This window comes from Massilia sp. CFBP9012 (assembly GCF_034045115.1).
Taxonomy (GTDB): Bacteria; Pseudomonadota; Gammaproteobacteria; order Burkholderiales; family Burkholderiaceae_D; genus Telluria.
Genome location: NZ_JAXCWM010000006.1, coordinates 274,018 through 294,272, shown reverse-complemented (window position 1 = coordinate 294,272; position 20,255 = coordinate 274,018). Strand labels below are relative to the sequence as shown.

General features: G+C 62.9%; 18 protein-coding genes and 1 tRNA gene. 11 read left to right on the top strand and 8 right to left on the bottom strand.

Annotation, left to right across the window (positions count from 1 at the left end):
• The first annotated feature begins 188 nt into the window (after window positions 1–188).
• From SOM61_RS12250 to SOM61_RS12235, 4 genes are all read left to right on the top strand, one after another.
• Window positions 189–611 (top strand): YsnF/AvaK domain-containing protein, encoded by a 423-nt coding sequence (locus SOM61_RS12250; protein ID WP_320474352.1) that lies wholly within the window; start codon window positions 189–191, stop codon window positions 609–611.
• 24 nt (window positions 612–635) lie between these two features.
• Window positions 636–1,751 carry a YsnF/AvaK domain-containing protein gene (locus SOM61_RS12245; protein ID WP_320474351.1) on the top strand — a complete coding sequence of 372 codons (1,116 nt, stop codon included), beginning with the start codon at window positions 636–638 and terminating at the stop codon, window positions 1,749–1,751.
• Window positions 1,752–1,814: 63 nt separating this feature from the next.
• Window positions 1,815–2,996 carry a tetratricopeptide repeat protein gene (locus SOM61_RS12240; RefSeq protein ID WP_320474350.1) on the top strand — a complete coding sequence of 394 codons (1,182 nt, stop codon included), beginning with the start codon at window positions 1,815–1,817 and terminating at the stop codon, window positions 2,994–2,996.
• Between the two features lie 54 nt (window positions 2,997–3,050).
• The gene (locus tag SOM61_RS12235) at window positions 3,051–3,380 is read left to right on the top strand and encodes a hypothetical protein (RefSeq protein WP_320474349.1); all 330 of its coding nucleotides are present in this window, start codon (window positions 3,051–3,053) and stop codon (window positions 3,378–3,380) included.
• A 9-nt stretch (window positions 3,381–3,389) separates the two neighbouring features.
• On the opposite strand, the gene arfB is transcribed toward SOM61_RS12235, so the two are convergent.
• Window positions 3,390–3,785: an alternative ribosome rescue aminoacyl-tRNA hydrolase ArfB gene (gene arfB / locus SOM61_RS12230; RefSeq protein WP_320474348.1), complete on the bottom strand. Its 396-nt coding sequence runs from the start codon at window positions 3,783–3,785 to the stop codon at window positions 3,390–3,392.
• An 86-nt stretch (window positions 3,786–3,871) separates the two neighbouring features.
• Between arfB and SOM61_RS12225 the strand changes: the two genes are divergently transcribed.
• Together SOM61_RS12225 and SOM61_RS12220 are read left to right on the top strand one after the other, a co-directional pair.
• Window positions 3,872–5,089, top strand: coding sequence for a YeeE/YedE family protein (locus SOM61_RS12225; protein WP_320474347.1), 1,218 nt, complete (start codon window positions 3,872–3,874; stop codon window positions 5,087–5,089).
• Window positions 5,090–6,188: 1,099 nt separating this feature from the next.
• On the top strand, window positions 6,189–7,712 hold the full coding sequence (locus SOM61_RS12220; protein ID WP_320474346.1) for a reverse transcriptase domain-containing protein: 1,524 nt from the start codon (window positions 6,189–6,191) through the stop codon (window positions 7,710–7,712).
• 375 nt (window positions 7,713–8,087) lie between these two features.
• On the opposite strand, the gene SOM61_RS26530 is transcribed toward SOM61_RS12220, so the two are convergent.
• The 7 genes from SOM61_RS26530 to hpnC all read right to left on the bottom strand — a co-directional run bounded on the left by SOM61_RS26530 (window position 8,088) and on the right by hpnC (window position 13,275).
• Complete coding sequence (locus SOM61_RS26530; RefSeq protein WP_422655578.1) at window positions 8,088–8,261, bottom strand: DUF7661 family protein; 174 nt, start codon at window positions 8,259–8,261, stop codon at window positions 8,088–8,090.
• Window positions 8,262–8,320: 59 nt separating this feature from the next.
• Entirely contained in the window at window positions 8,321–9,115 is a 795-nt protein-coding gene (locus SOM61_RS12215; RefSeq protein WP_320474345.1) for a head GIN domain-containing protein, read from the bottom strand.
• Between the two features lie 19 nt (window positions 9,116–9,134).
• Window positions 9,135–9,932 carry a DUF1700 domain-containing protein gene (locus SOM61_RS12210; protein ID WP_320474344.1) on the bottom strand — a complete coding sequence of 266 codons (798 nt, stop codon included), beginning with the start codon at window positions 9,930–9,932 and terminating at the stop codon, window positions 9,135–9,137.
• 18 nt (window positions 9,933–9,950) lie between these two features.
• Window positions 9,951–10,100 carry a hypothetical protein gene (locus tag SOM61_RS12205; RefSeq protein WP_183407322.1) on the bottom strand — a complete coding sequence of 50 codons (150 nt, stop codon included), beginning with the start codon at window positions 10,098–10,100 and terminating at the stop codon, window positions 9,951–9,953.
• Between the two features lie 31 nt (window positions 10,101–10,131).
• Complete coding sequence (hpnE, locus tag SOM61_RS12200) at window positions 10,132–11,547, bottom strand: hydroxysqualene dehydroxylase HpnE (RefSeq protein ID WP_320474343.1); 1,416 nt, start codon at window positions 11,545–11,547, stop codon at window positions 10,132–10,134.
• Window positions 11,534–12,367, bottom strand: coding sequence for a presqualene diphosphate synthase HpnD (hpnD, locus tag SOM61_RS12195; protein WP_320474342.1), 834 nt, complete (start codon window positions 12,365–12,367; stop codon window positions 11,534–11,536). Before hpnD ends, hpnE begins: the two co-directional genes overlap by 14 nt.
• A gap of 98 nt (window positions 12,368–12,465) precedes the next feature.
• Window positions 12,466–13,275 carry a squalene synthase HpnC gene (gene hpnC / locus SOM61_RS12190; RefSeq protein WP_320474341.1) on the bottom strand — a complete coding sequence of 270 codons (810 nt, stop codon included), beginning with the start codon at window positions 13,273–13,275 and terminating at the stop codon, window positions 12,466–12,468.
• 141 nt (window positions 13,276–13,416) lie between these two features.
• Between hpnC and SOM61_RS12185 the strand changes: the two genes are divergently transcribed.
• The 5 genes from SOM61_RS12185 (at window position 13,417) to clpP (ending at window position 20,131) form a co-directional block, all read left to right on the top strand.
• On the top strand, window positions 13,417–14,556 hold the full coding sequence (locus tag SOM61_RS12185; RefSeq protein ID WP_320474340.1) for an efflux RND transporter periplasmic adaptor subunit: 1,140 nt from the start codon (window positions 13,417–13,419) through the stop codon (window positions 14,554–14,556).
• Entirely contained in the window at window positions 14,553–17,663 is a 3,111-nt protein-coding gene (locus SOM61_RS12180; RefSeq protein WP_320474339.1) for an efflux RND transporter permease subunit, read from the top strand. The genes SOM61_RS12185 and SOM61_RS12180 overlap by 4 nt, the downstream gene beginning before the upstream one ends.
• Window positions 17,664–17,985: 322 nt before the next feature.
• Window positions 17,986–18,072 (top strand) — tRNA-Leu (locus SOM61_RS12175).
• Window positions 18,073–18,103: 31 nt separating this feature from the next.
• Complete coding sequence (tig, locus tag SOM61_RS12170) at window positions 18,104–19,444, top strand: trigger factor (RefSeq protein ID WP_320474338.1); 1,341 nt, start codon at window positions 18,104–18,106, stop codon at window positions 19,442–19,444.
• A 69-nt stretch (window positions 19,445–19,513) separates the two neighbouring features.
• Window positions 19,514–20,131 carry an ATP-dependent Clp endopeptidase proteolytic subunit ClpP gene (clpP, locus tag SOM61_RS12165; protein ID WP_123072090.1) on the top strand — a complete coding sequence of 206 codons (618 nt, stop codon included), beginning with the start codon at window positions 19,514–19,516 and terminating at the stop codon, window positions 20,129–20,131.
• Window positions 20,132–20,255 lie beyond the last annotated feature (124 nt).

Here is a 20,255-nt window from a genome sequence, read left to right as displayed (position 1 = left end):
ACAGTTCTCCTCGTCGAGGCCGCCGTTGCGGCAAATGCGGACGAATTTATCTCCTGTAGTGGAATCAAGCAAATCGGCCTCAACCGTGCGGAGTTATAGGCAAGTATTGAACACCAACGGTGCGCATGCCGTTCGTGGATTGGCGTAGGCTGGATCGTTCTTCTCGCAGCCTTGCCCAGGAACGGACCATGTCCAGCACGCCTACCGAGCCGAGCGAACAGGAGCCCGTGCGCATTCCTGTCGTCGAGGAGCAGCTCGCGGTCGGCACCCGCGTGGTCGACACCGGCCGCGGCGTGCGCGTCCACAAGACCGTCACCGAACATCCCGTCACCATCGACGAACGGCTTCTGCGCGAAGAGCTGCGCGTTCAACACGTCCCGGTCGACCGCATCGTCGGCGCCGGCGAGGCGCCAGGCCAGCACTACGTGGGCGACACCCTGGTCATTCCCGTGCTCGAAGAGGTGCTGGTGGTCGAGCGCAAGGTCCGCATCAAGGAAGAACTGCACATCACCCGGGTCCGGCACGAGGAGCGTCATGCCGAGACCGTTTCGCTCAAGGCGGAACGGGTCGAGGTCGAGCGTTTCGACGAGGCCAGCGATTCGGGTGCCTGAAGTCATCACCCAAGGAGGCACATCATGCACCATACGCTAGTCGCGGTTTTCGACAACCGCACCGACGCGCAAAGCGCGTACGACCAGCTGCTGTCTACCGGTTTCAGCCGCGAGAGCGTGCGGCTGTCCGAGGCCAATGCAGTCGCCGGCAGCACCACTACTGCCGAAGGCAAGGGTAAAGGCATCAAGCACTTCTTCCAGGACCTGTTCGGCGACGAGCACAAGCACCACACGAGCCGCTATGAAGGCGCGCTCGCGCGTGGCCAGCACGTGGTGACGCTGAGTGCCGATTCGCTACCCGAAGTCGAGCGCGCCGCCGACGTCGTCGAAGTCTTCGGGCCGGTCGACATCGACGAGCATTCGGATGGCGTCGCCACTCCGGGCGCGCTACTGACGGGCGGCGCCGGTTCAAGGCAGGGCACGACGCAGGGAGGGACTTTGTCGGCCCAGTCAGCGTCCGGCCCGCGCCAGGGCGCCACCGCGGGCGCGGCAATGCAGCGCGACACCTCGGCCAGCGCGACCATTCCGGTGGTCGAAGAGCAGCTGCGGGTGGGCAAGCGCGAAGTCCAGCGCGGCGGCATGCGCATCTTCTCGCGCATCGTCGAGACCCCGGTGCACGAAACCATCGGCCTGCGTGAAGAACACGTCGACGTCCAGCGGCGAAAGGTTGACCAGCCGATCAGCCCGAGCGACGCGGCCGCGTTCCGGGAACAGACCATCGAGATGCGCGAGAGCGCCGAGGAGGCCGTGGTCGAGAAATCCGCCCGCATCACCGAGGAAGTCTCGATCGGCAAGCAGGTCAGCGAACGCCAGCAGCAGATCGACGACACGGTGCGCCACACCGAGGTGGACGTGGAGCGGCTTGGCACCGCCATGAGCGACGACGACATCTATTATCGCGAGCACTTCAAGCTGACCTTCGGGGCGAGCGGTGGCGCATATGACGACTATGCGCCGGCCTATCTCTACGGTTCGCAGATCGCGGGTAGCGGCAAGTACGCGGGCCGCCGGTGGGAAGAGATCGAGCCTGAACTGCGCACCGACTGGGATTCGCGCCATGGTGGCGTGTCGACCTGGGAAAAAATGAAGTCGGCCGTGCGTCACGGGTGGGACCGCATGACGGGCCGGCACGGCGCGTGACATTCGGATAGCAACAGGGGCCAGGCGGCGCGGTAATATGGGCTTTTGTCGCCTGGCCTTCCCATGACATCGATTCGCGTTCTGACATTCGCTGTGCTGCTGGCCTTCTTCAACACGGCGGCATCGGCCGCCATGCAGTGCGGCGAACCATGCCACACGCTGGTGCGCGACGCCCACGTTCTCGAGGGGCAAGGCAAGTACCAGGAAGCGCTGGACAAGTACCAGGCCGCCGAAAAGGCCGATCCGCAGGCCTCGCTGCCGGTATCGCTGCAGGCCGGTCTGATGTTCAAATTGTCGAGCGTGGCCCTGAAAGACAAGGCCGCGCAGGTGCGTCAGACCGCGCGCGCGCTGGCCGAGCGTGCGACCACGCTTGCCGCCGACGATCCGATCGCGCACGAGGTCTTGCGTATGCTGGACGACGACGGTGCGTCGCCCCTGCACACGCCGAATCCCCGCGCCGCGAATCTGCTGGCCGAAGGCTCGGCCCTGTTCATGCAACGCAAACCGAAGGAAGCGCTGCTCAAGTACGAGGCGGCGATGGAGGCCGATCCCAAGGCATCGAGCGCCTGGGTGGGCGCCGCGGACTGCCACTTCATGCAGGGCGACTGGCCGCGCGCGGAGGCGCTGTTCAGGCGCGCCACCGAGATCGAGCCGCAAAATGCTCAGGCGTGGCGCTTCCTGTCCGATGCCTTGCTGGCGCAAGGCCAACGCGCGCCGGCCGAAGCGGCCTTGTATGCCTCGATCTCCGCCGATCCATCGCAGCGCCCGGCCTGGGGCAAGCTGGCCAGGTTGCGCGCCCCGGCCGGCCTGCCATTGAAGCCGCTGGCGTTCAGGCGTGGCGTGCGTGTGACGCAGGAGGCGGACGGCAAGTTTACAGTTCATATCGACGAGTCTGCGGCCGGCCAGGCCGATACCCCGAACTACGCCATACGGCTCCTGCTCGGTATCAGCGAGTCGAACCAGCGCCAGTCCGAGAACGCCGGCAGCAAGTCGCCCTACGAGATCGAACTGGGCGCGTGGCGCACCGCCCTGAAAGTGATGGACGAGACCAAGGCGCTTGATGGCCTGGGTGTGACCGACCCCGCCTTGCTGCAGATGAAGGCGCTGGCAAAGGATGGGCAGCTGGAGCCGGCGATCCTGCTGCTCATGTTCCGCCAGTCGTATCGTCCGGCGCTGGAGGCCTGGCTGGCTGCCAATCCGGGCGGCGTCAAGCTGTTCATCGACCGCTACGGCCTGCGGCCTTGATTCAACGGGCGGAGTCGAACGGCTGCGCACGGCCCCTTTGGGTATAGTGCAGCCATGCCTTCACCCGACAAATATCCCACTACGCCAGATGGACGGTACTTCGTCGTCTCGGACCGACTGTGGCGAACCAGCAATCCCGACCTGGCACCGGACGCGCGCCAGCAACTGGTCGACCAGCTCATGAAGGCGCGTCGGGAAGTGAGCGCCGCGCTGAAGGCACGCGACGGCAACGCCGAGCGGACCGCGCGCCAGGCGGTCGACGCGGCCAAGCGCGCGTTGGGAGAGCGTGGGCCCGTGTGGTGGACCGACGGCGCCCCGGATCTCAACCGGCGGATGGTGGCGAACACGCCTTACGCGGCCTGGTTCGCGGCGCTGCAGGCGTAAAGGCCAAGATTAGTCGCTGACCTTGCCGCGCAAGGCCTTGGTCTGGCCGCTGCGGGCCTTGGAGTCCAGGCGCCGCAACTGCGAGCCGCGCGTCGGCCGGGTGGGGCGCCGCATCACCGGCACGATCGAGGCCTTGTCGACCAGTTCCTGCAGCCGGCGCAGGGCGTCTTCCTTATTCTGCTCCAGGCTGCGCGACTGCTGCGCCTTGAGTACCAGCACGCCTTCCTGCGTGATGCGCGCATCGCTGGAAGCCAGCAGGCGCTCCTTTACGTGCTGCGGCAGCGACGAGGCGCCGATGTCGAAGCGCGCGTGCACGGCGCACGAGACCTTGTTGACGTTCTGGCCACCCGGGCCCTGGGCCCGGATTGCGCTGAATTCGACTTCTAAAGGATTGATGACTGCCATGCCGCCATTGTAAACCGGCCGCCGCCCTGCACGGAACGTGAAGATGTTAGACAATAGTGGGTTCCGCCTCATCTTCTTCGATACCCATGACCATTCCTGCATCCTTGTCCGGCGCACGACGCGCCGACATCAACCCGCGGCCGTTCGGCATCGCATTCGTGCTTATCGTGCTTGGCGCCTGGTACCTGACGCAAGTCGTCGGCCCGCGCCAGGCCGCGCTCTATGTTGTTGGCGCGCTGCTCGGCGTGGCCCTGTACCATGCAGCATTTGGCTTCACTTCGGCCTGGCGCGTCTTCATCGCCGACGGCCGCGGCGCCGGCCTGCGCGCGCAAATGCTGATGCTGGCGGTCGGCGTCGTGCTGTTCTTCCCGGCGCTCGCCGGCGGCACGCTGTTCGGCAACCCGGTCACCGGACTGGTGCAGCCGGCCGGCACGTCCGTCATCGTCGGCGCCTTCATCTTCGGCATCGGCATGCAGCTTGGCGGCGGTTGCGCCTCAGGCACGCTGTACACGGTCGGCGGCGGCAGCACGCGCATGATCGTCACGCTGATCTTCTTCATCGTCGGCTCGCTGGTCGGCACCGCCCACATGCCGTTCTGGACCGCGATGCCGCAGTTGCCACCGCTGTCGGCGGTGAAGGAGCTGGGCCTGGCCCCGGCGCTGGCGCTGAACCTGCTCGTGTTCGCCTTGATCGCGGCCATCACCGTCGTCGTCGAGAAACGCCGCCACGGCCGCTTGGTCACGGCGCAGTCGCAGCCGAGCGGCGGCGCGCGCTGGCTGTACGGCCCGTGGCCGCTGGTGGCCGGCGCGCTGGCGCTGGTCGTGCTCAACTTCGCCACCCTGGCCCTGTCGGGCCGCCCGTGGGGCGTGACCTCGGCCTTCGCGCTGTGGGGCGCCAAGGCGGCATCCGTGGCCGGCATCGATGTCGCCAGCTGGACCTACTGGTCGAGCGGCGCGAACGCCGCCGCGCTCGCCGCGCCGGTCTGGAAGGACGTGACGTCGGTGATGGACATCGGCATCGTGCTCGGCGCGATGCTGGCGGCGGCGCTGGCCGGCCGCTACGCGCCGGTGTGGAAGCTGCCAGTTCGTTCGCTGATCGCGGCGGTCGTCGGCGGCCTGCTGCTCGGCTATGGCGCCCGTCTGGCGTATGGCTGCAATATCGGCGCCTATTTCAGCGGCATCATCTCGGGCAGCCTGCATGGCTGGCTGTGGCTGGTGGTTGCGTTCGCCGGCAATGTGGTTGGTACGCGCTTGCGGCCCTTGTTCGGGCTGGAAGTCGAGCGGGTGAATTTGGGTGGTCGCTGATCGAACGTACTTAGAGGTGTCTGGTTACGCGGGGTGCAGTGCTATCGAGACTGGTCACGATTATCTGACGTACTCCGCGCAGAGAAGATCTTCTCAATAGTGCGAAACGCCAGGCACCGCGTCATTCTGGCCGTATGCTTTCTGTGGCAGGCGTAAGTCTGCGGCTAAGGTGATAAGTCGCGTATTTTCGATGGTGCGTGCTTGTGAGTGTGCCTCCGTTGTCGGTTTTTCAAGGCGAGCAAGTGTCTATCGCAGAATTTATGTTTGTTTGCTCGTCGCTATCGTCACTGTGGTCTTTTTGTCTCCAGCCGCGACCATGTTCAAGCAACTAACTGGTCGTGCTAAGTCAACCTTACACGGATTTTTGAGCTAAACCTGTTGAAGTTCAATCAAGACATGGTGGTCGATTGGCGTGTCTTGATGACTAAGCCACCTTGCATTGTGACCGCGGCAAATTTGCTATGCGATTACCGATAAGCCATTGGTACGGAGGAGGACATTTTGTACTGACATGAGGGATTGCTATGGACGCCAGTAGGGCAAGGTTGACAAGTCGCTAAGCGAATGGCGCGGTCTCGGAAGCTGGCGGCGCGTCCAGTTGGGATAAGTACGCGGGCGCCAATGTCTGTTTTCGTGCAAAAGGCCCGCGCGGCGTTTGGCTTCGCTTGGCTCAAGCTAGCCGCGATCCCTTCGACGCTAGACATTAGGAACGACCATCGTGGCCTGCGTATGCCAGACGGCAAGATCAGAGGGCGCCGTTGGGCGATGAGCGTTGTATGGCTGAAGGTTTGACGCACTGATTCGACGGGCGCTTCATGAGGCCCATCGCGTAGCAAATTGCGCACTTGCGATGTGAAATCAGGCCACGTTATCTGACCTGCATGAAGTGGAGTCGTCGGAGTGCCTGACAACAGTAAGGTTAGATGTTAAAGGTGACGACGTCGTATATGAAGACACTCCCGCCGTGCGCCTCAGGATGGGAGCGGACACTCGAGATGTGCCAGCGTTTAGGATACGGATGCAGATTTGCTCTGCGGGAAGTATTGATTTTAATCCATTAATGAACATATACTGTAACAAACACTCTCCGGACTTACAAGTGACTATTCTAACTGAGCCATCTCTCGAATTCGCGCGCGAACATATTTCGAAGTTCTACGATTCTGACTTTTTCCCGAAGCCGCCAGAATTTGCTGCGATATGGCATCAATGGGAGGACGTAAAGAAGGAGTTGATGTCAAAGAATGTTGCGAAACTTTGGGTGACCCCTCCGAGGGCGATGACAATAGCTAAGCCTAAAGCTAGCTTTCGAGTTGTCCACCAGCTCGAGCCAGTTGACGCTCTAGTATATGCCGCGCTCGCGTGCCAAATCGCTCCAGCTGTTGAAGCTGCACGCACACCAGCAGCCCAGCATGTCGCATGCTCATATCGTTTTCAAATTGCCGACGGAAGCTATTTCTCTGGCGGCTCCGGCTGGACAAATTTTACAGCGAAGACAGAGGAGCTTGCTTCAAATAATTCGCACGTACTCGTAACAGATATTACGGATTTCTACAATCAAATTTACCTGCACCGTCTTAATAATGCGATCGAAACCGCGGACGTGTCGTTAAAGCCAGTAGGCGATGACATAGAAACTTTCCTGTCGACGTTGAATAACAAATCATCACAGGGCGTACCAGTTGGTCCAGCCGCGAGCATAGTGATGGCTGAGGCCGTTCTCATCGACGTCGATATATTTCTGAGAGATCAAGGCGTCTGCCACACTCGATATGTTGACGATATTCGTATTTTTTCTGATTCGCCGCGAACACTGTATCAAGTCCTTGAGTGTCTAACACTATATTTGTACGAGAACCATCGCCTCACTCTTGCATCCGACAAGACCCACTTAATGGAATCGAAGGAATTCGTGCAGAACCACCTTCACAGTACTTACGCCGAAGAAAAGATAGAGCTTTTAGAGACGTTGGAGGTATTTAATCCTTATACGAATGAAATGGAAGAGATTGAGGTCCTTGTGCAGGATGAGCAGGAGCTTCAAAAGGCACAGTTGACAGCTGCAATTGATAAGGTTATTAATTACGAGCACCTTGATCTTGGAGTGGCCCGAAGTGTTATTCGTACGGCTCGTAGGCATAAAAATAGTAGTATTGCAAAGCATTTGCTTGAGAACTTCACGTTCTTCGCTCCAGCTATTAATGATGTGGCATTATATTTGCATGAAGTTACCGATGTTGCTTTGGCTGCAGATCTGTTGCCAGTCATTGAGCACCTTACTGACTCTTCCGCATTGGATAGTCAACTAGTTCGATTCTGGATGGAGTGGTATTTAGCCCAGCATGCAGGTTACATGAACGTGCCTAAACTTCAGCAATACGTGTTTAACGGCCCCAATATTGAAAATCAAGCGCTTGCTGCAATCACGACGAAGAATGTGGCATGGGTACGTAACCACAAGGGTTCCGTATATAATCTTGGGGGGTGGGCACGCCGTGCAGTCTTAAATGCATCGCGGGTTTTGCCTAGTGACGAAAGAACACATTGGCTCAAGCTTTTTATCGGCAACTCCCCGGTAATTCTTGACAGGTGGGTTGCAAAGTGGGTACTCGAGACGGCTTAGTAAATCATGCAACTGACGGAAAGGCTCAGTTAGTTCACTACGAGTTGTTGCGGTCAACGTCATCGCGACTGTCTGCTTCGAGTCGATAGCGGATACGCCCGTGACTCGACTTCAAGAGCAGGATAAGTAACTGCAAATTACCGGACTAATACTGTGGCGGTGGACTGCACTGCGATGGGCTAATGTGTTGGATGGAGGGAAGCTATACGGCGGGTTTCTGCAGGTGGATCGTATGGTTGAACGCTTGGATCGTTTCACTGTCATCGAAGACAGCGCATTTCAGGTGAATGGGGCGCTGAGGCTAAAACGGGTTTACCGCTCTTTGCCCGTCTTGGAGCTGTGCGGAGAGTTTTCGCCAGAACATTGGATCAGTTCTCAACCCGTCCTAGACTTGACCGAACCCGGGTACTCACGAAATACATCGTCGAGTTTGGTGGTGAGATCTCGAGCATCCAGCTCTGGAGGAATGACCAGTTCATCGATCCGGGCACGCTCGCGCGATTCCGAACGATAAGCAACCCAGCCCTCATCCCCGCCACACCTCGATATGAGACCGGCCGTAGATGCTGAACTTCATATCACCCGTCCTCCATCGCGGCCCCGGCAGCCTAATCGTGGTAGCTGACACTTCCGCTACCCGCCCGACTCGTGCTACGCTCCCCCGGATTCCCATACACCTCGACATCTCCACTGCCGCTGAGCGACACCTTCACCTTGCCGCGCGCCTGCACCGCGCTGTCGCCCGAGCCGCTCTGGCTTACCGTGACTTCTTCGGCGCGCAGGTGCTCGGCATCGAGGTGCCCCGAGCCGGTCGTGGTGGCGTCGAGCTCGCGCGCGGTGCCGACCACGGTGATGCGGCCCGATCCCATCAGGCGCGTCTCGACCCGGTCCATGGCGGCGCCGCCGTTCACGTCCAGGTCGCCGCTGCCGGTCAAGCTCGCCTTGGCGGTGCGGAAGCGGCCATTGAAGCGCACGCTGCCCGAGCCATTGAGCTGGACGGCGATCTCGTCGCCCGAGAAGCCGTTGATGCTGCTGTCGCCGCTGCCGTCGATCCGCACCGAGCTCAGGGCCGGCAAGGTCAGGTCGACCACCAGCGGTTCGCGGTGGCGCAGCACCATGCCGCGGATGCCGATGCGCAGCACATTGCCGTCGCCCTGGACTTCGACATTGCCCAGCATGCGCTGCTCGCCGCTGACCTGGAGCGACGGCGTAGCGCCATAGCGCAGGTTCAGGTCGATCGGGCCGTCGAGTTCGACGATGTCGACGCCGGCGGGCACGCTGCGCCGGTCCTGCGCCACTTCGCGGCGCTCGGCGGCGGTGCTCACGCCCGTGGCGCGCAGCATGCTGTAGCTCAGCGCCACCAGTACGGCTGCCAGCAGCAGCAGGGCGAATCCGATTCTCATCAAGGCGCGCATGGTGTCCTTATCCCTTCAGCAGCGACAGGTTCATGTTCACGTAGCGGCGGATGCCCATCAGCGTGTATTTGGTGAGCACGATCGAGAGCAGGAACAGCGCAATGCCGCCCAGGATCAGCGCGCAGCCGAAGGCCACTTGCGTGGTGCGCGAGCCGGGATCCATCTCGGTCGTGATCTGGATCTTGCGTTCCACCACCGCCTCGGCCCCGCGCATGAAGCGTGAGTTGCGGTCGTCGCGCTCGGCGCGGGTGTCGGGGTTGTCCTCGTCGGCGCCAGGCGCCGGTTCGTCGAACACGTGGATGCCGTTGGCGCCGATCGTGACCCGGGTCTGCGACTCGACCGTTTCGCCGTCGTCGCTGATCACCATGCGGGTCAGCGGGGCGCTCAGGATCAACTCGTTCGAGCCGGCCAGTCCGCTGGCGGTCACGGCGATGCCCGAGACATAGACGCCGAAGGCGGACAGGTACAACGACATCAGCAGCGACGCGAACACCGCAGCCGGGATCAGCATGAACAGATTAAAAATCAACAGGCCGATGCCCGAGACCACAGTGCGCGCGATATTGCCCGATGGTTTCTTGTCCTTGCCGTTGTCCTTGAGGTCGGCCAGGTGGGCGCTGGTGCGCAGGGTCACCGCGACCTGGCGCGGATCGCCCAGTTCGGCGGCCACCTCGTGTTCCGGCCGGCCGGCGGCGCTGCCGTCGACGAAGCGCTGCTCGTACCAGGCCAGGGTCCTGGCCTGGGTCTCCGGCGGCAGGCCCATGAGGGCCCGCTTGAGCGCGTCGAGGTATTCCAGCTTGCCCATGTGCTTGCGGCTTTCCGTCTAGTGGTGGCCAAGGGCCGGGATGGAGCCGATCGCCATGACGGTCGCGTGCGCCGAGCCGCCGATCAGCTCAGGCTTGACCAGCACCAGGGTGCTCAGCGCCACGATGGCAAGAATGGCAACGGCGTGCAGGCCGAGACGGGGTTTCATATTCAGTTCCATAAGACGGGTTTTGATGCTGCTACCTTACGGAATCGCCGGAAGCGGCGCCATCGGCGTGCGACAGGCTGCGCTTTTCGCGGGGTAGGGCGCCGTAGGCGCGGATGGCTGTCGCCGCCGCCTGGCCGCTGCGCACCGCCGTTTCCAGGGTAGCCGGGTAGTCGCTGGCCGTGTAGTCGCCGGCCAGGACCAAGCCGGGCAGGGGTGTGATGTTGCCTGGGCGCACTAATCCGGGCGTGCAGCTGAAGGTCGCGCGTTTCTCGGTGATCAGCTGGGTCCAGGCCGGCGTGGCCAGTTCCGGCCGTCCGAAATCCTGGGCCAGCTGAGTTGCGATAGCGGCCGCCAGCTGTTCGCGCGGCAGGCTCGCAGCCTCGGCCGCGGCGCTCACCACCACCGCCAGCAGGCCGTCCTGGGCGGCATCCAGCTGGGCGCGGTCGAACACGAACTGGCCCCAGCGGTTTGTCGCAGGGTCGTCCAGCAGGGCGTAGAACGGCAGCGCCAGGCGCGTGCCGGGCGCGTATTGCAGGTAGCAGGTGGCGATCGGCTCGTGGGTAAAGGCCTCCAGCTGGCCGGTCACCTCCGCAGATTCCGGGAACCCCGCCAGCAGCGCGGCGCTCACCGACGCCGGGGTGGCCAGCACCATCGCGTCGAAGCGCTCGGCCGGGGCATCTCCGCCGGAGTCCACCAGCCAGCCGTCGCCATCGCGCCTGATGCCTGCGACCTTGACGCCCAGGCGCACAGAATGACCTTGACCCTGGCGCTCGAGCCAGGCGCCGGCCGGTTCCGGGAACAGCGCCCCCATCGGCAGGCGTGGCAGCAGCATGTCGGAAGCGGCGCGCCGGCGGGCGCCCAGGCTGTCGCGCAGCACGGCCAGGAACACATTGGCCGAGGCCCGTTCCGGCGGGGTGTTCAGGGCCGCGATGCACAGCGGGCGCCACATCAGCCGTGCCAGGCGCTCGGTCTGATCGAAGCGCTCCAGCAGCTCGAGCACCGTGCAGTCGTTGTCCAGCTGCCAGCCCATCCAGCGCCCGGCGCTGTTGAAGCGGGCCAGCGCCAGCTTGTCGGCGCGGTCCAGGCCCTTGGCGCGTAGCAGGGCGAATGCCAGGTGCAGCGGCGCGGGCAGGCGCGGCGCGGCGAAATCCATGCCGTCGCCGCCCTCCGGATAGCGCATCTGCACCGGCAGGCGCAGGAAGGCGGTTTTTTCGTCGACGCCCACCCGTTTCATGAGGCGCAGCGATTCGCGGTAGGCGCCCAGCAGGATGTGCTGGCCGTTGTCGAGGGCCATGCCGCGTACCTCGACGCCGCGCGCGCGGCCGCCCAGGCTGCGGGCGGCCTCGAACAAGGTCACCTGGCAGCCCTGGCGCGCCAGCTCCACCGCCGCTGCGCAGCCGGCCCAGCCGCCGCCGGCAACGGCGACGTGCAGCTTAGGTGCGGACATAGGTCTTCCACGCCAGCCACAATTTGCGCAGCGGCGTGAGCGAGATGCGCTGGTTGAGCACGTGGAAGCCGTCGCGCTGGATCTCGTCCAGCAGCGTGCGGTAGATGGCGGCCATCATCAGGCCGGGACGCTGGGCGCGCCGGTCCTCTTTCGGCAGCAGGGCCAGGGCTTCGTCATAGATGGCTTGCGCGCGCTCGGCCTGGAAGCGCATCAGCGCCTCGAATTTGTCGCTGTGCTGCAGCTTGAGCAGGTCGTTGGCAGTCACGCCGAACTGCTGCAGCTCGTTGACCGGCAGGTAGATGCGGCCCTTGCGCGCATCGTCGCCGACGTCGCGGATGATGTTCGTCAGCTGGAAGGCCAGGCCGAGTTTCTCGGCATAGGCCAGGGTCTGCGGATTGGTGTAGCCGAAGATGCTGGCCGACAGGATGCCGACCACGCCCGCCACGTGCCAGCAATAGCGCTGCAGGCCCGGGTAATCGAGATAGCGGCTCTGGTCGAGGTCCATCTCCATGCCGTCGACGATCGCCAGCAGGTGTTTCTCTTCCAGTTTATAGGTAGCGATGTGCGGCTGCAGGGCCAGCATCACCGGGTGGGTCGGGGTGCCCGAGTACATCTTCGAGACCTCGGTGCGCCACCAGGCCAGCTTGATGCGCGCCACCGAACCGTCGGTGGCCTCGTCGACGGTGTCGTCGACCTCGCGGCAAAAGGCGTACAGCGCCGTGATCGCACGCCGGCGCTCGGGCGGGAGGAACAGGAAGCTGTAATAGAAACTGGAGCCGCTTTGGACGGTCTTTTGCTGGCAGTATTCGTCTGGAGACATGAAATTGTCGTGAAATGCTGGTCGGGGCGCGACGGAGCCGCGCTGTCAATCCGCTATCTTAGCCGATGAGCGTGAAAACATGGTCAATCGAAGGGGTATTACATGCGCAAGGCGCCCCAGCCGACCATGAGCCAGTCGGGCGCCGACAGCACCGGGCGGCGCCGGAACACGTCGTAGCCGGCGTGTTCGATGCGGTCGAGGATGCGCAGGCCGCCCTGGACGATCATGCGCAGCTCCCAGCCGATGCGGCCCGGCAGGCGCTTGGCCAGCGGGGCGCCGGACAGCATCAGCGCGCGGGTGCGCTCGACCTCGAAGCGCATCAGGGCCTGGAATGGCGCGTCGACCGTGCCGGCGCGCAGCGCCGCCTCGCTCACCTTGAAGCGGGCCAGGTCTTCCAGAGGGATATAGATGCGCCCCTTCTCCAGGTCGATCGCCACGTCCTGCAAGAAGTTCGTCAGCTGCAGCGCGCTGCAGATGGCATCGGACTCCCGCACATTGTCGGCGTTGTCGGCGCCGTACAGCGCCAGCATCAGGCGCCCGACCGGATCGGCCGAGCGGCGACAATAATCGAGAAGACTCGCATAATCAGCGTAACGCTGGGTGACGACGTCCTGCTTGAAGGCCGACAACAGGTCGCGCATCGGGTCCAGCCGCAGGCGGTACTGGGCGACGACGCCGGCCAGGCGGGCGAACATCGGATCCGACGACGTTGCGCCGACATCGATCTGGTCCAATTCGCGTTCGTAGGCTTCAAGAGCGGCCAGCCGCTCATCGGGAGTTGCGTTGCCTTCGTCGGCCAGGTCGTCGGCGCTGCGCGCGAAGGCATAGATCGCCTCGACCGCCGGCACCAGGCGGCGCGGCAGCAGGATCGAGGCGACAGGAAAGTTTTCGTAGTGGTCTACGGCCATTTTGGACGGATGACTCTAAAGTCATCTGATTATCTATTTGCATGATTATAATTGCTGGAATACAAACTGGCGCTAATGTGACACTCACACGCAGCCAGCTCCGGCCTGAGACGCCGCAAGATCAGCCAAAGGATCGCCACTGTGTTTTCCCGAATTTCTTCTTCCGCCCTGCGCGCGGCCGTGCTGGCGCCGCTTGCCGCCGCCGCCCTGGTCGCCTGTTCCAAGCCCGCCCCACCTGCCGAGGACGTGCGTCCGGTGCGCGTGATCACCCTGGCCGCCGACACGGCCGGTGAGCGCCTGGAATTCTCGGGCGACGTGCGCCCCCGCTATGAATCGCAGCTGGGCTTCCGGGTCGGCGGCAAGATCGTCGAACGCAAGGTGGACGTCGGCGCCACGGTCAAGCGCGGCGACGTACTGATGCGGCTCGACCCGCAAGACCTGCGCCTGGCCGAAAGCCAGGCTAGAGCCACCCTGCGCGCCGCCGAGACCGAGCGCGATCTGGCCCGTGCCGACCACAAGCGCCATGTCGACCTGCGCGCGCAGAACTTCGTCAGCCAGGCCGTGCTCGATGCCAAGCAAAGCGCACTGAGGGCGGCCCAGGCCAATGTCGACGCCGCCCGCGCCGGCCTGCGTGGCCAGTCCAACCAGTCCAACTACGCCAGCCTTGCGGCCGACGCCGATGGCGTGGTGACCGCCATCGAGGCCGAGGTGGGGCAGGTGGTGCAGCCGGGTAGCCCGGTGGTGCGGGTGGCGCGCACGGTCGAGAAGGAAGTGGTGATCGGCATCCCCGAAGACAAGGTCGGGCAGCTGCGCGCGGCGGGCGACGTCACCGTGCGCCTGTGGGCCAACGAGGCGGTCGCGATTCCCGGCAAGATCCGCGAAGTCTCGCCCATGGCCGATCCGGCCACCCGCACCTATACCGTGAAAGTGGCGATTCCCGAGAATGCCGAGGTACGCCTGGGCATGACCGCAACGGTCGAACTGGCCACCGGCGCCAATGGCGCGGCCGGCCTGCGCCTGCCCCTGACCTCCCTGGTGCAGCACAAGGGCGCCAGCTCCGTCTGGATTGTCGAGAACGGCGCCGTCAAGCTGGTGCCGGTGCAGGTGGTCGGCCAGGTGCGCAATGACGTGCTGGTCACGGGGCAGGTCGCCGCGGGCCAGAACGTCGTCACCGCCGGCGTCAACCTGCTGAAGAATGGCCAGAAGGTGCGCATCCTCACCGCCGACGTCTCGCGCCGCGCCGACACCGAAGCGCTGGTGTCGGGCGAGGACAAGAAATGAAGGACTTCAACCTGTCGCGCTGGGCGCTGGAGCACATCCCGCTCACGCGCTTCCTGATCGCCGCCTGCATGCTGTTCGGGATCCTCAGTTACTTCGAGCTGGGCCAGGACGAGGATCCGCCCTTCACCTTCCGCGCGATGGTGGTGCGCGCCGTGTGGCCGGGCGCCACCGCGCTGCAGATGGCCGAGCAGGTGACCGATCCGCTGGAGCGTAAACTCCAGGAGACGCCCTATATCCACACCATCCGCAGCTTTTCCAAGCCGGGCGAGACCACCATCATCCTCGAGCTGCGCGAATCGACGCCGCCGTCCGAGACGCCGGAGGCCTGGTACCAGGTGCGCAAGAAGATCGGCGACATCGCCGGCACCTTGCCGCAGGGCGTGATCGGGCCGTTCTTCAACGACGAATTCGGCGATACCTACGGTTCCATCTTCGCGCTGTCGGGCGACGGCTTCACCTATGCCGAGATGCGCGACTATGCCGACTTCGTGCGCCAGCAACTGCTGCGCGTGCCGCTGGTGGCCAAGGTCGAGCAGTTCGGCGTGCAGAGCGAGAAAGTCTATATCGAGTTTTCGAGCAAGAAGTTCGCCCAGCTGGGCGTGCCGTTCGAGCAGATCGTCAACCAGATCGCGACCCAGAACCAGGTGGAAGCAAGCGGAGTGCTGGTCACTGCCACTGACAACCTGCAGGTGCGGGTCACGGGCGCGCTACGCACGCTGGGCCAGATCGAAGACCTGCAGCTGCGCGCCGGCGGCACCAATTTCCGGCTCGGTGATTTCGCCACCGTCAAGCGCGGCTACCAGGACCCGCCGGCCGAGAAGATGCGCTTCAATGGCAAGGAAGTCATTGGCCTCGGTGTGTCGATGCAAAAAGGCGGCAACATCATCACCATGGGCGAAGGCCTGAGCGAGACAGTGGGCCGCATCCGCTCCCAGCTCCCGGTCGGCATCGAACTCGAACGGGTGGCCGACCAGCCGCAGGCGGTGACGGCTTCGGTCGGCGAATTCGTCAAGGTGCTGATCGAGGCGGTGGTGATCGTGCTGGTCGTGTCCTTCCTGGCCCTGGGCCTGCATACCAAGCCCAAATGGCGGGTGGACGTGTATCCGGGCCTGGTGGTGGCGCTGTCGATCCCGCTGGTGCTGGCGATTACCTTCCTGTTCATGCGCATGCTGGACATCTCGCTGCACAAGATTTCGCTCGGCGCCCTGATCATCGCCCTCGGCCTGCTGGTGGACGACGCCATCATCGCGGTCGAGATGATGGTGCGAAAAATGGAGGAGGGCCTGTCGCGCTTCGAGGCAGCCACCTTCGCCTATACCTCGACCGCGATGCCGATGCTGACCGGGACCCTGATCACGGCAGCGGGCTTCCTGCCGATCGGCCTGGCCGAATCGGCGGCCGGCGAATACACGTTTACGATGTTTTCGGTGAACGGGCTGGCGCTGCTGATTTCTTGGGTGGTGGCTGTCACGTTTACCCCTTACATCGGCTTCCTGCTGCTGAAAGTAAAACCGCATGCCGCGGGGGAGGGCGGTCATCACGACGTCTTCGATTCGCCCGGCTACCAGCGCTTCCGCCGCCTGGTCAACCGCTGCGTCGAGTGGAGAAAGACCACGATCGCGCTGAGCCTGGGTGTGTTCGCGCTGGGCGTGTTCGGCTTCAATTTCATTGAAAAGCAGTTCTTCCCCGATTCGAGCCGCCCCGAGCTGATGGTGGAGATGTGGTCGCCCGAAGGCACCAGCTTCGCCGCCAACGAAGCCGTCGTGAAGCGCTTCGAGGCCTTCCTGGCCAAGCAGGAGGGCGTGCAGAGCGTGACCAGCTACGTCGGCACCGGCAGCCCGCGTTTCTACCTGCCGCTGGACCAGATCTTCCCGCAGTCGAACGTGTCCCAGCTGGTGGTGCTCCCGGTCGATACCCAGGCGCGTGAGCGCCTGCGCATGAAGATCATCGAAGTCTTCAAGAACGACTTCCCCGAGGTGCGCGGCCGCGTGAAACTACTGCCGAACGGGCCGCCGGTGCCGTATCCGGTGCAGTTCCAGGTGCTGGGCCCGGACATCGGCGTGGTGCGCACCATCGCCGACCAGGTCAAGGAAGTAATGGCCGCCAACCCGAACACGCTGGGCGTAAACGACAACTGGAACGAATCGGTCAAGGTGCTGCGCCTGGACCTGGACCAGGACAAGCTGCGCGCCTTGGGCGTGACGTCGCAAGCCGTGCGGCGGGTGGTGCAGACCACCCTGACCGGCACCCCGATCGGCCAGTTCCGCGAATCGAACCGCCTGATCGACATGGTGGTGCGCCAGCCGCTCGAGGAGCGTTCGACCATCACGCGCTTGCAGGAAGCCCTGGTGCCGACCGCCGGTGGACGTGCCGTCACCATCGGCCAGGTCGCGCGGGTGCAGTTCGTGTGGGAGCCGGGCGTGGTGTGGCGCGAAGGCCGCGAGTGGGCGATCATGGTTCAGTCCGACGTGGTGGAGGGTATCCAGGGGCCGACCGTGACCGACCAGGTCGATGCCAAACTGGCCGACATCCGCGCCAAGCTGCCGGCCGGCTACCGCGTGACGGTGGAGGGCGCCGCAGCCGACAGCTCCGAGGCCGAGGCCTCGATCATGGCCAATGTGCCGCTGGTGCTGTTCATCACCTTTACCTTGCTGATGCTGCAGCTGCACAGCTTCTCGCGCTCGCTGCTGGTGTTCCTTACCGGTCCATTGGGCGTGGCGGGAGCGGCGATGGCGCTGCTGATCCTGGACCGGCCGTTCGGCTTCGTTGCCAACCTTGGTGTGATCGCGCTGTTCGGGATGATCATCCGGAACTCGGTGATCCTGGTGGACCAGATCGAGCATGACATCGCCAATGGCAGCCATCCGTGGGATGCGATCGTGGAATCGGCGGTGCGGCGTTGCCGGCCGATCCTGTTGACGGCGGCTGCGGCGGCGCTGGCCATGATTCCGCTGTCCCGGTCCACGTTCTGGGGGCCGATGGCGGTGGCGATCATGGGTGGGTTGATCGTGGCGACGGCGTTGACCTTGTTGTTCTTGCCGGCGTTGTATGCGCTGTGGTTCAAGGTCAAGAAGCCGGAGCAGAGTGACGTATCTTTGAACCGCTGACAGTCGCTCCGTCGTTCCCGCGGAGGCGGGAACCCAAGTTTTATGCAAAGTGGTAATGCGCGCGCTGGCGATAATGCAAGCGAACTTGGGTTCCCGCCTGCGCGGGAACGACGTATCAAAGTTCGCGGGAGCGACGTGTTAAAGCTGACTCAAGAAGTCCCTGCCTTGCGCCATACCCCGCACCACTAAAAATGATGCCCAATAGTGTCAGAAATTCCAGTAAAATAATCGTTTGAAGTTGTAGCCCCTAAACATTGGAGTGCAGGGCGGCCGGTTTCACTGTCGGTCGTCCTTTGTTTTTGTGGCAATTATGCAATCCTGAGCGAGGATGGCGAAATTGGTAGACGCACCAGGTTTAGGTCCTGACGCCAGCAATGGTGTGGGGGTTCGAGTCCCCCTCCTCGCACCACGAATAATTATTTTTTTGGACGATTTTTACAATGGCAACTGCAGTCGAAACCCTGGGTAAACTCGAGCGTCGCTTGACGATCTCTTTTCCGGTCGCTGACGTCCGTACCGAAGTCGAAAAGCGCCTGAAACAGCAGGCCAAGACGGCCCGTGCGCCGGGCTTCCGTCCAGGCAAAGTGCCCCTGAAGATGGTCGCTGCCCAGTACGGCTACCAGATCGAAACCGACGTCCTGAACGACAAAGTCGGCCGCGCTTTCAACGAAGCCGCCGTCGAGAACGAACTGCGCGTTGCCGGTTTCCCGAAAATCGAGCCTAAGCAAGACTCCGAAGAAGGCACCCTGGCCTTCGACGCGACCTTCGAAGTGTATCCAGAAGTCGTGATCGGCGACCTGGCTGCCGTCGAAGTCGAAACCGTCGCCACCGAAGTGAGCGACGTCGAGATCGACAAGACCATCGACATCCTGCGCAAGCAGCGCGTGCACTACCACACCAAGGGTGAAGCAGGCGAGCACGGCACCGGCGGCGAAGCCGTGGCTGCCAATGGCGATCGCGTGACCGTCGACTTCGTCGGCACCCTGGACGGTGTTGAATTCGCTGGCGGCAAGGCTGAAGACTACGCCTTCGTGCTGGGCGAAGGCCGCATGCTGCCGGAATTCGAAGCTGCGACCATCGGCCTGAAAGTCGGCGAAGCCAAGACCTTCCCACTGGCTTTCCCAGAGGACTACCATGGCAAGGACGTGGCCGGTAAAACCGCCGAGTTCACCATCACCCTGAAGGCCCTGGAATGGGCGCACCTGCCGGAAGTCGACGCCGAATTCGCCCAATCGCTGGGCATCGAAGACGGCTCGATCGAGAAGATGCGCGAAGACATCAAGGTCAACCTGGAACGCGAAGTGCGCGCCCGTGTCAAAGCACGTAACAAGGAAGCCGTGATGGACGCCCTGGTCAAGTCGACCGAACTGGACGTGCCGCAAGTGATGATTGAGCAGGATTCGGAACGCCTGGCCGAAATGACCCGCCAGGACATGTCGCAGCGTGGCATGGACGTCTCCAAGCTGCCATTCCCGGCCGAGATGTTCAAGGACAAGGCAGAGCGCCGCGTGCGCCTGGGCCTGATCCTGTCGCAACTGGTGGCAGACAACAATCTGCAAGCTACCCAAGACCAGGTGAAAGCCCAGATCGAAGACTTCTCGCAGAGCTACGAAGATCCGAAAGAAGTGCTCAAGTACTACTTCAGCGACCGTCGTCGCCTGGGTGAAGTCGAAGCTCTTGTATTGGAAGAAAACGTCGTCAACTATGTACTCGGCAAGGCGAAAGTGTCGACCACGACCATCGCTTTCGATGAACTGATGGGCAGCGTCCCACAGGCCTAAGGAATCGAAATGCCGGCCTCCAAGGCCGGCATTTTTTTCCATGGCCTCTTTATAAGGAACGAGACAGGTATGATTCGTAATCCGGCATTGGATACACAAGCACTCGGCATGGTGCCGATGGTGATCGAACAGAGTGGCCGCGGCGAGCGCGCCTATGACATCTATTCGCGCCTCTTGAAGGAGCGCGTGATTTTCCTGGTCGGTCCTGTCAACGACCAGATGGCGAACCTGATCGTCGCCCAGATGCTGTTCCTGGAAAGTGAAAATCCTGACAAGGATATTTCGCTTTACATTAATTCCCCGGGCGGTTCGGTCTCGGCGGGCCTGGCGATCTTCGACACGATGAACTTCATCAAGCCGGACGTCTCGACCCTGTGCACGGGTCTGGCCGCCTCGATGGGCGCCTTCCTGCTGGCCGCGGGCGCCAAGGGCAAGCGCTTCTCGCTGCCGAACTCGCGCGTCATGATTCACCAGCCATCGGGCGGATCGCAGGGTATGGCTTCGGATATCGAAATCCAGGCCAAGGAAATCCTGTACCTGCGCGAGCGCCTGGCGCGCATCATGGCCGATAACACCGGCCAGAGCATTGAGCAGATCCACAAGGATACCGACCGCGACCGCTTCATGTCGGCGGACGAGTCCGTCGAATATGGCTTGATCGACAAGGTCCTGACCAGTCGCGGGTAGGTTTCAACCCCGTACCTCGAAAGAGGTGTTGGAAAAAAACGCCCGGACGCGATCACGTTCGGGCGTTTGTTTTTTATTTCGGGTAGCATGTTCGTAGGTGCACAGGTTGCGCTGCCTTCATGGC

Excerpts from the sequence above, each read along its gene's own strand:
- SOM61_RS12215 (WP_320474345.1), bottom strand. The coding sequence starts at position 9,115 with ATGAGAATCGGATTCGCCCTGCTGCTGCTGGCAGCCGTACTGGTGGCG.
- SOM61_RS12210 (WP_320474344.1), bottom strand. The coding sequence starts at position 9,932 with ATGGGCAAGCTGGAATACCTCGACGCGCTCAAGCGGGCCCTCATGGGC.
- SOM61_RS12250 (WP_320474352.1), top strand. The coding sequence starts at position 189 with ATGTCCAGCACGCCTACCGAGCCGAGCGAACAGGAGCCCGTGCGCATT.
- hpnE (WP_320474343.1), bottom strand. The coding sequence starts at position 11,547 with ATGTCCGCACCTAAGCTGCACGTCGCCGTTGCCGGCGGCGGCTGGGCC.
- clpP (WP_123072090.1), top strand. The coding sequence starts at position 19,514 with ATGATTCGTAATCCGGCATTGGATACACAAGCACTCGGCATGGTGCCG.
- SOM61_RS12205 (WP_183407322.1), bottom strand. The coding sequence starts at position 10,100 with ATGAAACCCCGTCTCGGCCTGCACGCCGTTGCCATTCTTGCCATCGTG.
- SOM61_RS12240 (WP_320474350.1), top strand. The coding sequence starts at position 1,815 with ATGACATCGATTCGCGTTCTGACATTCGCTGTGCTGCTGGCCTTCTTC.
- hpnC (WP_320474341.1), bottom strand. The coding sequence starts at position 13,275 with ATGGCCGTAGACCACTACGAAAACTTTCCTGTCGCCTCGATCCTGCTG.
- arfB (WP_320474348.1), bottom strand. The coding sequence starts at position 3,785 with ATGGCAGTCATCAATCCTTTAGAAGTCGAATTCAGCGCAATCCGGGCC.
- hpnD (WP_320474342.1), bottom strand. The coding sequence starts at position 12,367 with ATGTCTCCAGACGAATACTGCCAGCAAAAGACCGTCCAAAGCGGCTCC.
- tig (WP_320474338.1), top strand. The coding sequence starts at position 18,104 with ATGGCAACTGCAGTCGAAACCCTGGGTAAACTCGAGCGTCGCTTGACG.
- SOM61_RS12235 (WP_320474349.1), top strand. The coding sequence starts at position 3,051 with ATGCCTTCACCCGACAAATATCCCACTACGCCAGATGGACGGTACTTC.
- SOM61_RS12245 (WP_320474351.1), top strand. The coding sequence starts at position 636 with ATGCACCATACGCTAGTCGCGGTTTTCGACAACCGCACCGACGCGCAA.
- SOM61_RS12225 (WP_320474347.1), top strand. The coding sequence starts at position 3,872 with ATGACCATTCCTGCATCCTTGTCCGGCGCACGACGCGCCGACATCAAC.
- SOM61_RS12180 (WP_320474339.1), top strand. The coding sequence starts at position 14,553 with ATGAAGGACTTCAACCTGTCGCGCTGGGCGCTGGAGCACATCCCGCTC.